We start from the raw sequence: 16,097 nt of genomic DNA, 5'->3' as shown, positions 1-16,097 counted from the left end.
TTTTAAAATCAAAAATCAAGTTGCAAAAAGATGCAACTTGATTTTCTTCTTGTCCATTATTCTTTAAAAGAATCAAAAAATCTTAAAAAGAATCAAACAAAAACCAACTTCCAAATGGTTTTAACATTTATCAGGACTGATAAAAAAGTTTTAAATAGAAATAGGTTTTATTTTTGGATAATGATAAAATCAGAACGTCTGTTTAGTACATGTTCTGCATCTGTACATTTTACTCCATTTTTACATTTATTGATTAATCGGCTTTCGCCATAACCAATGGCACTTTCAATTCGTGAAGCATCAATATTTTGTGAAATAAGATAATCACGGGTTGATTTTGCTCTGTTATCTGAAAGTTTTAAGTTATAAGCGTCTTTTCCGCGAGAGTCTGTATGGGATTCAATTTTGATACGGATATTAGGAAACTTCTGCATGACGAAAACTACTTTTGTTAATTCTTCAACTGCCAAAGGGGTAATATCAGATTTGTCGTAATCAAAATAAATTGGGTTTACGTCGACTTTTTCGACTCCTTTTTTCTTCACAACCAAATCATCATAATTACTTAGTTCGAAATTAATGTTCGGAATTTCACCTTCGTTTTCATTTGTGGTTTCTACCGTTTTTTCGTCGCTGCTGTAATTCGGTTTTGCTGCAATCATTTTAACTGTTTTTCCGCATGGAACAGTCAAAGCATATTTACCTTCAAAATTGGTTTTTACTTCTCCCAAAACATCGCTGAAAGAATTGTATCCCATAATGGTAACATCTGTAAGCGGTTTTCTGGTTTTTCTGTCGATGGCAATTCCGGAAATAGTTTGGTTGCAAACCGGATCTCCTTTTATAAAGGAATAAATATCATCATCGCCTTTTCCTCCTTCTCTGTTGGATGACATATAACCTGCATGACCTGTTTTATCAATTATATAAGCAAAATCATCTTTATTGCTATTTATTGGAGGTCCGAGATTTTTTGGGTTTGAAAAACTTCCGTCAGGTAAAAATTTGCTTTCGTAAACATCAAGATCACCTAAACCGTAATGTCCGTCTGAAGAAAAATAGAGTATTCCTTTACTGAAATATGGAAAAACATCATTACCAATAGTATTAATTTTTGGTCCCAGATTTTGTGGTGAACTCATTGTTCCGTCTGCAGCAATTTTTACAAAATACAAATCACTTTCACCAACTCCCCCGGGCATATCTGATGCAAAGAAAAGCCATTGTCCGTCTTCACTTAAAGATGGATGCCCTACTGAATATTCATCACTGTCAAAAAATACTTTTTGTGGATTTTCCAGTTTATTTCCATCTAAAGTTCCTTTTATAATCTGAAAATTATTGGTCTTAGTTTCGTCTATAACCAATTTATTTTTTTTGACAATGTTAGTGGTATAGTAAATTGTTTTTCCGCTGGCATCAAAAGTGGCTGTAGCTTCATGATATTTTGACATAACGTTTGGTAAAAATATCGTTTCGTTAAACAAACTTGCATCGGCCGGGTTTCTTTCTGCAACATATAAATTCAGAAATGGCTGATTGTTCCAGGTATACAACTTTTCGCTAAATTTTGTTGTATCCCTCGCAGAAGTAAAAACAATTTTGTCCTGAAAATAAGTCGTTCCGAAATCAGATTTACTGCTATTTATAGCAAGGTTTTTTATTTCATAAAGCGATTTTGATTTAGAGAGACTATCTAGTTGAAATTTTTGAACCAAGTATCGGTTGATCTCGTTTTTATCTCCTTTTTTATCAAGATATTCTTTGGTAACTCTATTTGCTTCCTCATAGTCCATTACGGCTTTCATCGATTGAATATAACGCAAATAGTAGATATCTGTTAAATTATTCCCTTGGGCTTCATATAACTTTTTGTACCATTTCAATGCATTTCTTGAATCGGAAATAAAGTAATACGAGTCTGCAGCATTTTTTAAAGTTTGTGCCGAAGGATTTTTGATGTTTGCCAAAATTTCCTCGTATGCTTTTGAAGCATCAGCATAAGAATAATTTTTAAACAACGCGTCGGCCTTTTTTAAATTGGTAGTCTGAGCTAAACAAATCGTAAAGCTCAATACCAGGCTTAGGATATATAGTTTTTTCATGGGATTTACTTTTAGAAGAATCGAGGTGATTTAATTTTACTTTCGCCTTTGTTAAACTGATAACGCAATATGATTTCGTGCGAACCGTCGTTGTATTTGTTTAATTCGCTTACGGTGTAATCAAAAGCATATCCGATGTAAAAACTTCTGGAGATTTGAAAACCAGCCAGGATGCTTACCGAATCATCTGTTCTATAAGCTCCACCAATTACAAATTTTTCTGCAATCATAAAATTCGCCGAAACATCAGCAGTAAGCGGTGCTCCGCTCACTGCTTTTACTAAAAATGCAGGCTTGAATTTTAAATTCGGATTCAAATCAAAAACATAACCTCCCATTAAATAATAATGCAAACGATCATAATCTACTGATTCCTGTACATCATCATAATAGTTATTTTCTATAAAATTAGGAATCGAAAGTCCTAAATACCACTTATCTGTATAGTAATAGATTCCTGCTCCAACCGCTAATTTCATTTGGTTGTCGATATTTTGGTTTAATAAAACATCGTTTTGGTTGTAATATCTTCCTTTAGACCAGTCTACATTTAGCATTCTCATACCGGCTTTAAGTCCGAAGGCTAATCTTTTTTCATAACCAAGAGGTATTGAGTAGGCAAAATTTCCATCAAGATACAGTTCATCAGACGGACCAATTTTGTCGTTAACGACACTTAATCCCAAACCGATATTTTCATTGGCAAGTGGTCCGTGAATCGAGAACGATTGTGTTTCTGGCGCACCATCAATACCAATCCATTGTGAACGATACAAAAGTGTTGCTTCTAAGGCTCCTGTAGACCCTGCATAAGCAGGGTTTACGGCCATGGTGTTATACATATATTGTGTATACTCCGGATCTTGTTGTGCAGTAGCACTAAATGTTATAATAGAACATATTAAGATTAAATACGTTTCTAATGATTTTATATATAGTTTCATAACGATACTTATTTAGTTTATTAATTAGAGGATTAATTATGGGGCTTATCTCATTATAGATAACCATCCTTTTTTAACCTTTCCGTCTCCCATGTCTATCACATAAAAATAAGTACCTGTTGGCAACATATCTCCTCTATTTATAACTCCGGATACATTTGCTGTTCCGTCCCAATCGTTTTCATAATGTTTTTTGCTGTATACTAATGCACCATATCTGTTATATACTTTTAATTCGTTGTTTGGATATGATTCGATACAATCAATTCTGAAAAGATCATTTGCTCCGTCACTATTTGGCGTGAACTCATTGTAAACCGTTAAACAAACTGGTTCTACAAAAGCTGTGGCCGTATTGTTTGTTGGATCAACATCTAAAGGAGTTGAAATTTCGATCGTTGATACGTTTGTATATTCACCATTTGGCATCACAATCACTCTGATTTCTAGTGTTTCGCTTTCTCCTGCATTTAAAGTTGGAATTGTCCAAAGTCCGGTTAAAGGATCGTACACTCCGCTTGATGTAGAAGTTGAAACTAATTCATATCCACTAGGAATTAAATCACTAACAATTGTGTTGATAATAGTTCCTTCGCCAACATTATTGACGGTTATTGTAAATACTATTTCTTCACCAAAATTAGGAGTTGGATTACTAACCGTATTCGTTATCGTAAGATCTGAACATGTCGCTACTGTCACATTTAGTGTTTTTGTAGTAGTTTCATCGCATGTATTGGTGTAGGTTACTGAAACTGTTCCTGTACCAACATCTCCCCATGAAATTGTTGCAGATCCGTCTGAATTTCCTCCACCGGCAGTTATCGTTCCGGTTCCGCTTGTAATTGACCAAACATAATCGGATTTTCCGTTTGCCACTGAATAGGTTACGCCTTGGAAAACACATGGTGTATCGTCACTTGCCGTAATTTGATATGCGGCATCATTTATGAAACTAACCGCTACTGCTAAACGTGTCGCATTTTCACAACCATTTGTTGTATTGCTAACCGTTGTTGCATAATAGGTCGTTGCAGTAAGTGCTGTATTTGCTGCTAATGGAGTTCCTCCTGTTGCAGTAGCATACCAAATTACATTTGGCTCGTTTACCTGAATGCTAGCAACTGTTGGTGCTGCTGATAAACAAAATTCCTGTGTTGTATCTGTTGTAGTTACAACTTCCGGTGTATTTACATTTACTGTAACCAATAATCGTAGTGAATTTTCACATCCTATAGTACTTGAAATAGCTCCATAATATGTTCCTGTCACTAAAGCTGTTGTAGCTGGTATTACTGTACCACCAGTTGCAGTACTGTACCAAACTACATTTGCCTCATTAACCTGAATGTTGGCAACTGTTGGTGCATTTATTGAACAGAAATCCTGTGTATCATCTGTTGTTGTTGGTGTTGCGGTAGGATTGTTTATTGTTACTGTTACAAGTAATCTTGTAGTACTCTCACAACCTGAAACCGGATCTAAAATTCCTCCATAATAAATTCCGTTTGCTAAAGCTGTTGTTGGTGCAATAGCAACTCCACCTGTAGGTGTGCTATACCAAACTACATTTGCTTCGTTCACCTGAATATTAGCAACCGTTGGCGCATTAGAAATACAGAAGTCCTGTGTATCATCTGTTGTGGTTGGAGTAGCCGGATCTGTAACTGTAATTGTTACTGCTAATCTTACGGCACTTTCACAATTGGTTACAGGATCTAAAATAGCTCCGTAATAAACTCCACTTGCTAAAACTGTTGTTGGTGCAAGTGCCGCTCCGCCTGTGGCAGTACTGTACCAAACTACATTGGCTTCATTTACCTGAATGTTGGCAACTGTTGATGCATTTACCAAACAGAAATCTTGTGTATTATCTGTTGTGGTTGGTGTACCCGGATCTGTAACTGAAATTGTTACCGCTAAACGAACTGAACTTTCGCAACCTGTTACCGGATCTAAAATAGCTCCGTAATAAACTCCATTTGCCAAAGCTGTTGTAGCTGGTATTGCTGTTCCACCTGTGGCAGTATTGTACCAAACTACATTTGGTTCGTTTACCTGAATATTGGCAACCGTTGGTGCATTCACTAAACAGAAGTCCTGAGTGTCATCTGTAGTTGTTGGTGTTAATGGATCTGTAACGGTAATTGTTATTGCTAATCTTACTGCACTTTCACAATTGGTTACAGGATCTAAAATAGCTCCGTAGTAAATTCCGTTTGCCAAAGCTGTTGTAGCTGGTATTGCTGTTCCACCTGTTGGTGTACTATACCAAACTACATTTGCCTCGTTCACCTGAATATTGGCAACCGTTGGCGCATTTACCAAACAGAAATCTTGTGTATCATCTGTTGTGGTTGGTGTGCCAGGATCGGTAACTGAAATTGTTACCGCTAATCTTATAGCGCTTTCACAATTGGTTACCGGATCTAAAATAGCTCCGTAATAAACTCCGTTTGCCAAAGCTGTAGTTGATGGAATTGCTACACCGCCTGTTGCAGTGCTATACCAAACTACATTTGGCTCGTTTACCTGAATGTTGGCAACTGTTGGCGCATTCACTAAACAGAAATCTTGCGTATCATCTGTTGTGGTTGGTGTGCCAGGATCGGTAACTGAAATTGTTACCGCTAAACGAACTGAACTTTCGCAACCTGTTACAGGATCTAAAATAGCTCCGTAATAAATTCCGTTTGCCAAAGCGGTGGTTGGCGCAATTGCCACTCCGCCTGTTAAAGTGCTGTACCAAACTACATTTGGTTCGTTTACCTGAATATTGGCAACCGTTGGTGCATTCACCAAACAGAAGTCCTGAGTGTCATCTGTAGTGGTTGGTGTTAATGGATCGGTAACAGTAATTGTTACTGCCAATCTTACAGCGCTTTCACAATTAGTTACAGGATCTAGAATAGCTCCGTAATAAATTCCATTTGCCAAAGCTGTAGTTGATGCTATTGCTACACCGCCTGTTGCAGTGCTATACCAAACTACATTAGCTTCGTTCACCTGAATATTAGCAACCGTTGGCGCATTTACCAAACAGAAATCTTGTGTATCATCTGTTGTGGTTGGTGTGCCAGGATCGGTAACTGAAATTGTTACCGCTAATCTTATAGCGCTTTCACAATTGGTTACCGGATCTAAAATAGCTCCGTAATAAATTCCGTTTGCCAATGCTGTGGTTGGCGCAATTGCCACTCCACCTGTTAAAGTGCTATACCAAACTACATTGGCTTCGTTTACCTGAATATTAGCTACTGTTGGCGCATTCACTAAACAGAAATCCTGTGTGTCATCTGTTGTGGTTGGCGTGCCCGGATCGCTTACTGTAATTGTTACTGCTAAACGAACTGAACTTTCGCAACCTGTTACAGGATCTAAAATGGCTCCGTAATAAATTCCGTTTGCTAAAGCTGTTGTGGCAGGAATTGCTACGCCGCCTGTGGCAGTGCTGTACCAAACTACATTTGGTTCGTTTACCTGAATGTTAGCTACAGTTGGCGCATTCACTAAACAGAAATCTTGTGTATCATCAGTTGTAGTTGGTGTTAATGGATCTGTAACGGTAATTGTTACTGCCAATCTTACTGCACTTTCACAATTCGTTACAGGATCTAAAATTGCTCCGTAATAAATTCCGTTTGCCAATGCTGTGGTTGGAGCGATTGCCACTCCGCCTGTTAAAGTGCTATACCAAACTACATTGGCTTCGTTCATCTGAATATTAGCAACTGTTGGTGCATTCACTAAACAGAAATCCTGTGTATCATCTGTAGTAGTTGGAGTACCCGGATCTGTAACGGTAATTGTTACTGCTAAACGAACTGAACTTTCACAATTTGTTATTGGATCTAAAATAGCTCCGTAATAAACTCCGTTTGCCAAAGCTGTTGTTGGCGCAAGTGCAGTTCCGCCTGTGGCAGTACTGTACCAAACTACATTTGGTTCATTTACCTGAATATTGGCAACTGTTGGTGCATTTACCAAACAGAAGTTCTGTGTATCATCTGTAGTAGTCGGCGTACCCGGATCTGTAACTGTAATTGTTACTGCTAAACGAACTGAACTTTCACAGCCTGTTACAGGATCCAAAATGGCTCCGTAATAAATTCCGTTTGCCAAAGCTGTAGTTGATGCAATTGGTGTTCCTCCTGTGGCAGTACTGTACCAAACTACATTTGTTTCGTTTACCTGAATGTTGGCAACTGTTGGCGCATTCACTAAACAGAAATCTTGTGTATCATCTGTAGTTGTTGGCGTTAATGGATCTGTAACCGTAATTGTTACTGCTAATCTTACAGCGCTTTCACAATTGGTTACAGGATCTAGAATAGCTCCGTAATAAATTCCATTTGCCAAAGCTGTAGTTGATGCTATTGCTACACCGCCTGTTGCAGTGCTATACCAAACTACATTAGCTTCGTTTACCTGAATATTGGCAACTGTTGGCGCATTTACCAAACAGAAATCTTGTGTATCATCTGTTGTGGTTGGTGTGCCAGGATCGGCAACTGAAATTGTTACCGCTAATCTTATAGCGCTTTCACAATTGGTTACCGGATCTAAAATAGCTCCGTAATAAACTCCGTTTGCCAAAGCTGTTGTTGATGCAAGGACTGTTCCACCTGTGGCAGTGCTGTACCAAACTACATTTGCTTCGTTTACCTGAATATTAGCAACTGTTGCTGCATTTACCAAACAGAAGTCTTGTGTATCATCTGTTGTGGTTGGTGTGCCAGGATCGCTTACTGTAATTGTTACTGCTAAACGAACTGAACTTTCGCAACCTGTTACAGGATCTAAAATGGCTCCGTAATAAATTCCGTTTGCTAAAGCTGTTGTTGGTGCAAGTGCTGTTCCGCCTGTTGCTGTACTATACCAAACTACATTTGGTTCGTTTACCTGAATGTTGGCAACTGTTGGTGCATTCACTAAACAGAAATCTTGTGTATCATCTGTAGTTGTTGGCGTTAATGGATCTGTAACCGTAATTGTTACTGCTAATCTTACGGCGCTTTCACAATTGGTTACAGGATCTAGAATAGCTCCATAATAAATTCCGTTTGCCAAAGCTGTAGTTGGCGCGATTGCCACTCCTCCTGTTGCAGTGCTGTACCAAACTACATTGGCTTCGTTTACCTGAATATTGGCAACTGTTGGCGCATTTACCAAACAGAAATCCTGTGTATCGTCTGTAGTGGTTGGTGTGCCAGGATCACTTACGTTTATTGTAACTTCTAAGCGAACTGAGCTTTCACAATTTGTTACTAGATCTACAGCTGCTCCATAATAAACACCGCTTGTTAAAGCTGTTGTTGGAGGAATCGCTGTTCCGCCTGTTGCGGTACTATACCAAACTACATTAGCTTCGTTTACCTGAATATTGGCAACTGTTGGCGCATTTACCAAACAGAAATCTTGTGTATCATCTGTAGTGGTTGGTGTAAGCGGATCGTTTATTATTACAGTAGCTGCCTGAAGTGTTCCTGCAATGTTCTCACAAGTTGTATCACTTGAAACGCCTACATAATAAGTAATCGGACTTACAGCACGGGTTAAACCTGTGATTGTTAAAACTCCGGCTGCATCAATTGTATAAGTTGCTCCACTTATTACAGCTCCATTTGCAATTGGCAGTGTTTTAGCATTATCTAAATACCATGTAAATACCGGATTTGTTAATGTAGTTGCTGTTGGTGTCAATACCGCAGCTACATCATGACAAACTGTTATATCATCAACCGAAATATCAGTTTCATTTGATGGAGGCAATATTGTAAATGTTATTTGTTTTCTATCTGCTTCAGCAGTTTGACAAAATTCATCTGAACTAACTCCTACATAATAAGTATATGTTCCGGGAACTAAACCAGTCACAACTAATTGTGGAGTTGTTTCCCCTGGAATTAACTGAGCAGTTGTTCCGTCAAAACTATACCAATAGTAAATTGGATTTGTTAAGGTTGCTGTTCCGCTTAAGCTCGTTGCTAAAGTTACGGTTCCTGTTGGAGAACAAATTGAAGTTGTCGTAGCTCCGTTTAACGTAATATCTGTTAAGGCATTTTCAGGAGTTGAAGCGCTAACCTCAACAGTAACTTCTCCTCTGGCAAAAGTTTCGCAACCATAACGAACAGGCTGTACGTAGTATTTATAAATTCCTGCAGCCAATGTGCCTGGAATTGTATAAGTAACTCCCGTTGCTACTACAGAACCTCCCGTAGGCGAATCGTACCACTTATAAGTAGAACAGGCATCGGCCGGAATTTGCAGTGTGACAGGTGATCCCGGACAAACCGTTACTTTATTATTAAGATCGCTGCCTATGACTTTTGTATTTCCTACACGTTCAACAGTATGAACTCTAAGGAATTCTAAAACTCCTGCGACACCTCCAAAACGAATTCTCACACGATCATAAGGTTCTGGCTGAGAAGATACAAGTACCATTGACATTGTATTTCCCGGTAATAATCTTACGCTTAAAAATGTACTCGTATTTTCAATAGGAGCTCCTACTGCAACATTACCTAAGTAACGTTGAATCGTAAATCCTGTCAATAAATTAACATCTAATAAAACACCCGGTTTTGAAACTACTATTCTTAGTGTATCACTTGCAATTGCCGGTGTTTTAAAGGCAACTGTTAAATCGGCTGCAGCCAATGCTCCAACTCCGCTATACATTGTTGCAAAAGTGGTTATATCATTATCAGCAACATTAAATGCATCAGCAACTCCAACTGTAGCGGTTAATGCTCCTATTGGAAGACCTAAATCTGTTGCCCCATAATAAACATCCTGAATATCTCCTGGTGTACAAGTAACTGTTGGAACAGATATGTTGTAATAAGCATCAAATACTTTTGTGTTTTGTGCAACACTTAAAAGAGAAGCCGACTGAATTCTCACTCCATTATAAGCCTGAGGTCCGGAACCATTTGCCGGAACAAAAGTATATTCGAAACTATTATCACCTGATAATAAGTTTAATAATGATCCCGACACAGATTGTAAAGGTCCGATATCAACTCCGTTCAAAGTTCCAACTACTGATAGGTTTTGTCCCACTGCAACTGCGCTATACTCAGATCCTAATTTAATAGTAACCGGAGTTCCTTTTGCAATATTTGCAGGCCAGGTTAAAGTTTGCCAGGTTGTACCAACTCCTAAAAGTCCTAATCCGGTTGTAATTGTTGAATAAGTTTGCGGATTACCATCAACAGCATTTGCTCCGTTGGTTACTCCTCCTGTTATAATAGAACCTGAAGTTTGCGCATTGGCATAAACTCTTTCTGTTAAAGATTGACAAGTAGCAGGGTCTATAACATTAATAGAAACTGTTCCTGTAACTGTACAGTTTAAAGCGCTTTTAGCAACTACTGTATAAGTATAGATGCCGGGAGTATTTAAAACCCCTGTTGTAAACGGTGGTCCTGCTACTGGATTTCCTTGTGGATCAAACCATGCCAAAGTTCCGTCTGATGTTGCATTTAATGCTACTGTAGCTCCTACATTTACTGAAATTGAAGGTGTTACAACCAAACTTGGCAACGGATTAATAGTCACTGTTACTTGCAAAATAGCAGATGGACATGTAACACCGTTACCTTGAGCCTGAATTGAGTAAACACCACTTGTATTTATATTTGCTGCAGCATTTGCAGGTAAAACATTATTTGATGGATCATAAAAAGTATATGTTGTGTTTCCTGATGTATCAAAACCTGTAATGGCATTTGCTAAATTTACAGTACCACAACCTACTAGAGGTGTACCAATTACAACTAAAGGCGTAACTGTTGGAAAATTAACCACTACTTCTTTTAAAGTATTGATATCATTATCGCAAGTCGCACTGTTTGAAACAGAAACATAATAATTATAAGGAGCTCCTGCAGCGTTTAAACCTGCAATTGCTAATGCTCCGGTTGTTGGATCTTTTGTAAAAGTTACTCCCGGCTGCGCTGCAACAGTAGTTCCTGTTATAATTTCTTGTGTTTTATTTTGATCTGTATAATATCTAAATTGTGCTGCTGCTAAAGGAGATGTAGGAGACAAAGTAACTTCTCCAGCACATGAAGCTTCCTGCGGACTTGGTATTGTTACATCTGCAGCAGTTGCAAATGGCGCCACAGTAACCGTTACAGGTTGACGAACGCTATTAGTACAAGCTCCGTCACGTGTTGCTTCTATATAATAAGTTGTTGTTGCTGTTAAATTTGGTGTAGTATATGATGCTGTAGCTGAAAGCTGAGTTCCTGCACTTGGAGCATCATACCAGGTAAATGTTTCACCTGCTACTGTTGAACTAGCTGCTAAAGTTGCCGGTTGTCCGCTACAAATTGAAGACGCAGCACCAGTAACTGTTGCAGGATTGAATCTGTAAGAAGCTCCGTAAATATCTAAACTTGTTAATAAAGTAGCCACGCCGCCTAGTCTAACTTCAACAGCTGTAAAAGGTCCTGCTGCCACAAAACTGGCTTTTAAACGCGTAGAAGACAACAATTGAATATCAATTAATGATCCAACATTAACCTGATCTGCATTTGGAGTTACTCCATTATAACTTCTTAAGCTAATATAAGAAAGAGCAGTTACATTTACAATTCCGGCTGGAATTCCTAATTCTACATCTATAATATCGCCCGCGTGTCCTGCCGTAGAAAATGTTAGCATTTGTTGTATGTAATCATTTACTAAACCAACAGGAACTGAAAGATTTGCTGCTGTTGCATCATTGGCATCAATAGAGTTTCCTTCATTAGCTGAGCTACATAATAAACATCCTGTAAGTCCACCTCTTGACGTTACCTGAGCATTTACCTGTAAACAACTGCTTACAGTGTTACTTATTATAACATTTATCGCCGTTCTTGTACTACTAATACAAGTTGAAGTTGTATTTCTGGCAGTTACATAATATGTTTGATTTGCTGTTAAGACAGGAGTTGTATAAGTAGCTGTTCCTGTTCCTCCAGCCAATACTGTTCCTCCAGTTGGCACATTATACCAATCAAATGTAACATTAGAGTCCGGACTTGATACTTGTAAAGTTGCAGTTTGCCCTGATTGAATAATTACACTAGATGAAGCTGCTATTGGTACTGCCGGTAGAGGATTAACCGTTACAGTAACCGGAGTACGGGTTGCACTTGCACAACTTCCAATTCCTGCTTCAACATAATAAGTTGTGTTGGCAGTTAAATTTGGTGTTGTAAAAGAATTTCCGGTAAATAATAAATTTCCGGCAGAAGCTACATCATACCAAGTATATACAGTTCCTACAACTGGCGTATCTACATTTAATACTGTAGTCTGACCGCTACAAATTGTTGTACCACCTGCAGCAATAACCGGAGCAACCGGATTATCAATTGATATTAATACCGGAAAACGCTCACTATTAACACAACCATTTCTTGCTATTTCTATATAATAGGTAGTTGATGTTGTTAAAGCTGGTGTTGTATAAGCAGCTGTATTAGCAAGTGATGCACCGCCTGTTGCTACATTATACCAGTTAATAGTTTCTCCAACTGCAATATTAGCAACTAAAGTAGTCGTTTGTCCACTACAAATAGTTGTATTTCCTGCCACAGTTGGCGCTTTATATCTGTAAGTTGCCTGATAAATATCTACACTTGTTAAAACAGTGGCCAAACCTCCTAATCGAATTTCAACACGATCAAAATTAGCACCTGCAACTACACTCGCTCTAAAACGATTACCTGTTAATAATTGCAAAGTTACCAGCGGATTCGTAACTGATATTCTGTCATTATTATAAGTTACTCCATTATAAGTTGCCAAACTAACCGCTCCTAATAATTGAAGATCAGTAAGTCCGCCAGGCAATTCTAATTCTACGTCAACAATATCACCCGCTTTGCCAGGATTATTAAATTGCAAGGTCTGTTGAACCCATCCGTTAATTAAACCAACGGGAACCGAAATTCTTGCTGCTGTTGCGGTATTTCCGTCAACAGAGTTATTAGGATTAGTACTGTTGCATAGCAAACATAAACCGTTTTGAAGTGTTTGCTGACTGCCAGCTTCTAAACATCCGCCCAAAGCCGATGGTATAACTGTTACTGTCACAGGAACCCTTGTTGCGCTTACGCAGTTTCCTGACGCACTTTGAGCCTCAACATAAAAAGTTTTTGTTGCTGTTAAAACAGGAGTTGTATAAGTTGGCGTATTTATAGCAAGTGCTGTTCCGCCTGTTGCAACATCATACCAATTTAATGTAACTCCCGCCTGAGGAGTTGCCGCGGTTAATGTAGCATTTTGTCCAGATTGAATAGTAACACTTTGCGTTAAAACCGTTGGAAGAGCAGGAACAGCATTCGAAATTACATCTACCTGAGTTCTTGCAGGGCTCAAACAGCTTCCTATTGCAGCCTCAACATAAAAACTTGTAGTTCCCAAAGGAACAGTTGGAGAGTAAGTAATTCCTGAAGCTAAAGCTACACCTCCCGAACCTACATTATACCAATTGTAAGTCGTTCCCGGAATTGGGTTAACAACTGATAATGTAGTTTGTTGTGTTGCGCCAGCCGAACAGATCGCCGTACCGGTTGTACTAATCGCCGGAGCAACAGGATTTGACACATTAACTACAACAGGTACACGTTCATTTCCTTCACAGCCCGCTGCTCTGGCAACACCAATATAATAAGTAGTATTAGCAGTTAAAACAGGCGTAGTATAAGAATTTGTAGTTGACAAAGCCGTAGTTGAAGTTGGTGAACTATACCAGGCTATTGTAGTTCCAGCTGCCGGAGTTGCTGTTAATGTAGTTGAGCTTCCAGAGCAAATCGTTTGACTTAAACCTCCCGTTACTGTTGGAGGCACAAATTCTAAACGAACATCATAAATTCTTAAATCAGTCAGTACACTAACAAGCCCTCCTAACTGAATTTGAACCTGATTTGCAGGACCTGTTAAAGTATATCTTAATACTCCGATAGTGTTTCCCGGCAACAATGACAAATTAAGTAACGGATCATTAATCGCTACTGCAGAACCAACATTGGTACCATTTAATTTGGCCTGAACTGTACCCGAAGATAATAATGACAGATTAAGCAATCCGGCACCACTACCTATATACAAAACAATTTGATCGCCTGCACTTGCCGTTTGGTTAAAAACCAAAGTTTCCTGTGCAGAACACAACACTCCGACGACCGTACTCAGAGTTGTAAATGTCGTTAAGCCTGCGTCGTTATCGTAGGCCGCTGTAGGGTTAGTTACACTTGTACCAAGGCAGATCCCGGAAACACTATTAGTGTTGGATATTGGTCTGCAAAAGGTTTGTCCAAATGCATTATTACATAGAAGCAATAAAAAAAACAGCCCTAACAATCTCTTCTGAAAGAGGAGATTACAAAAAGTAAAGAATTTTTTCATAATTTGGAAGATTAGAAAATGGACAATAAAATACCTGTTGCGATAGGCACGTATGCCTAAGCAATTATAAAAAACGTTAATAATCAATTGATTAAATCAAATTTTAAAACCTTACCTAACTAAAATTTTAAATTAGATTTTGTAAAAAATTGTATTGTGTATATCAAAACACACGAAAGGCATTTTTTATCCCCAACGAATAAAAAATGTGGTTGAGCCTGCGTCATTGTCGTAGGCAACTGTAGGGTTCGTTACACCTGAACCAATACATATACCAGAAATACTATTCGTATTGGATGCTGGTTTGCAAAAGGTCGGCTCAAATGCATTATTACATAGAAGTAATAAAAAAAATAGTCCTAACAATCTCTTCTGGAAGATGAGATTACAAAAAGTAAAGATTTTTTTCATAATTTGGAAGATTAGAAAATGGACAATAAAACACCTGTTGCGATAGGCACATATTATACCTAAGCAATCATAAAAAAAATTAATAATCAACTAGTTAAACCGAAATTTAAAACCTTACCTAACTAAAATTTTAAATTAGATTTTGTAAAAATCATATTGTATAGTATATATCAAAATATACTAAAGAGCACTTTTTATCCCAAACGAATAAAAGATGGTCTCAAAACTTTTAGGAAATATTGATCTGGATCAATCTTCCAAACGGAGTGATTTGCACCTGAACTAATTTTCATAAAGAAAATTCTAGGTTAAGTAATACGGGGGGAGTTTAATAATATAGAGTATGATTCAATATCATAGAAAGTTGATTAGGCGATCTACAAATTTGTTTATTTAGAATTTAGGTTCTAAAATTGAATCATGATTTTTTATGCAAAAACAAATTGAATTTAAAATGAAACACAACAATGCTGTTCATTAACAAACCCTCTACTGGGGTTTGGAAATAAAAAGCTTCTATTATGTTTAAAATTATAAAACAAATTTGCCAGTGAATTAAAAATGGATTTTGGAGTAAATTGAATTTTACCCAAAAGAGAAATAAATAAAAACAGAAGAATAAGAATACCTAATGCAAACTTGATAAAAAGAGTAAATTTCAATTCCATAAGTAAATGAATTAAGTTTATATTAAATCTTCAGCTTTTAATCAACCTCAAAAACAATAATTAAGTTCATTTTTTTTTAACCAATTCAATTATGCCTTTGCTGTTTGTTTTTTATTTCAAAAAGTACAAACACATTTTGTTTAACTTTTTTCCTTTACTAAAATTAAGAAAAACCTAAATATAAAACAAGTACAAAACTCTTATCTTTTTTAAATTACTAAAATTCAAAAAAACAAAAAAGATATAAATCTCAATAAAATCAAGGCATTAAATCAAAAAAAGGACTGTTATAGAAATCATAAATAAAACCATATTTTTTCGTAAAAATACAAAAATGTAAGTTTATGATTACTTTTTAAATTTGGTAACATGTTTAAAATCAATATAAATACAAAAAATTGAAAAGTAAAACCTACAATAACAAGTGTAAAGAAGACATTTTTGAACAATTCGAAAAAAACAGGTAAAAATACGGTGTAAAAAAAATAAAAAAGTCTAAACAAAAGTTAAATAAGGTAAAAAAGGTAAATATTTTAACATCAATCATTTACCTTTTA

3 protein-coding genes are annotated in these 16,097 nt (G+C 37.2%); all 3 read right to left on the bottom strand.

Translation table 11 applies throughout. The annotated features are described in order from the left end of the window. Positions 1-167 precede the first annotated feature (167 nt). The 3 genes from AC4FQ3_RS00165 to AC4FQ3_RS00155 are packed head-to-tail and all read right to left on the bottom strand — an operon-like array spanning position 168 to position 14,461. A complete protein-coding gene (locus AC4FQ3_RS00165) occupies positions 168-2,105 on the bottom strand; it encodes an OmpA family protein (protein ID WP_491180416.1) in 1,938 nt (645 codons plus the stop codon). 11 nt (positions 2,106-2,116) lie between these two features. After that, positions 2,117-3,049, bottom strand: coding sequence for a PorP/SprF family type IX secretion system membrane protein (locus AC4FQ3_RS00160; protein ID WP_491180415.1), 933 nt, complete (start codon positions 3,047-3,049; stop codon positions 2,117-2,119). 45 nt (positions 3,050-3,094) lie between these two features. After that, positions 3,095-14,461 (bottom strand): Ig-like domain-containing protein, encoded by an 11,367-nt coding sequence (locus AC4FQ3_RS00155; RefSeq protein ID WP_491180414.1) that lies wholly within the window; start codon positions 14,459-14,461, stop codon positions 3,095-3,097. Positions 14,462-16,097 lie beyond the last annotated feature (1,636 nt).

This window comes from Flavobacterium sp. AK-345, assembly GCF_058310175.1.
Note: the sequence above shows the minus strand (reverse complement) of the source record. Positions and strands in the feature narration are given on the sequence as shown.

Excerpts from the sequence above, each read along its gene's own strand:
- AC4FQ3_RS00165 (WP_491180416.1), bottom strand. The coding sequence starts at position 2,105 with ATGAAAAAACTATATATCCTAAGCCTGGTATTGAGCTTTACGATTTGT.
- AC4FQ3_RS00160 (WP_491180415.1), bottom strand. The coding sequence starts at position 3,049 with ATGAAACTATATATAAAATCATTAGAAACGTATTTAATCTTAATATGT.
- AC4FQ3_RS00155 (WP_491180414.1), bottom strand. The coding sequence starts at position 14,461 with ATGAAAAAATTCTTTACTTTTTGTAATCTCCTCTTTCAGAAGAGATTG.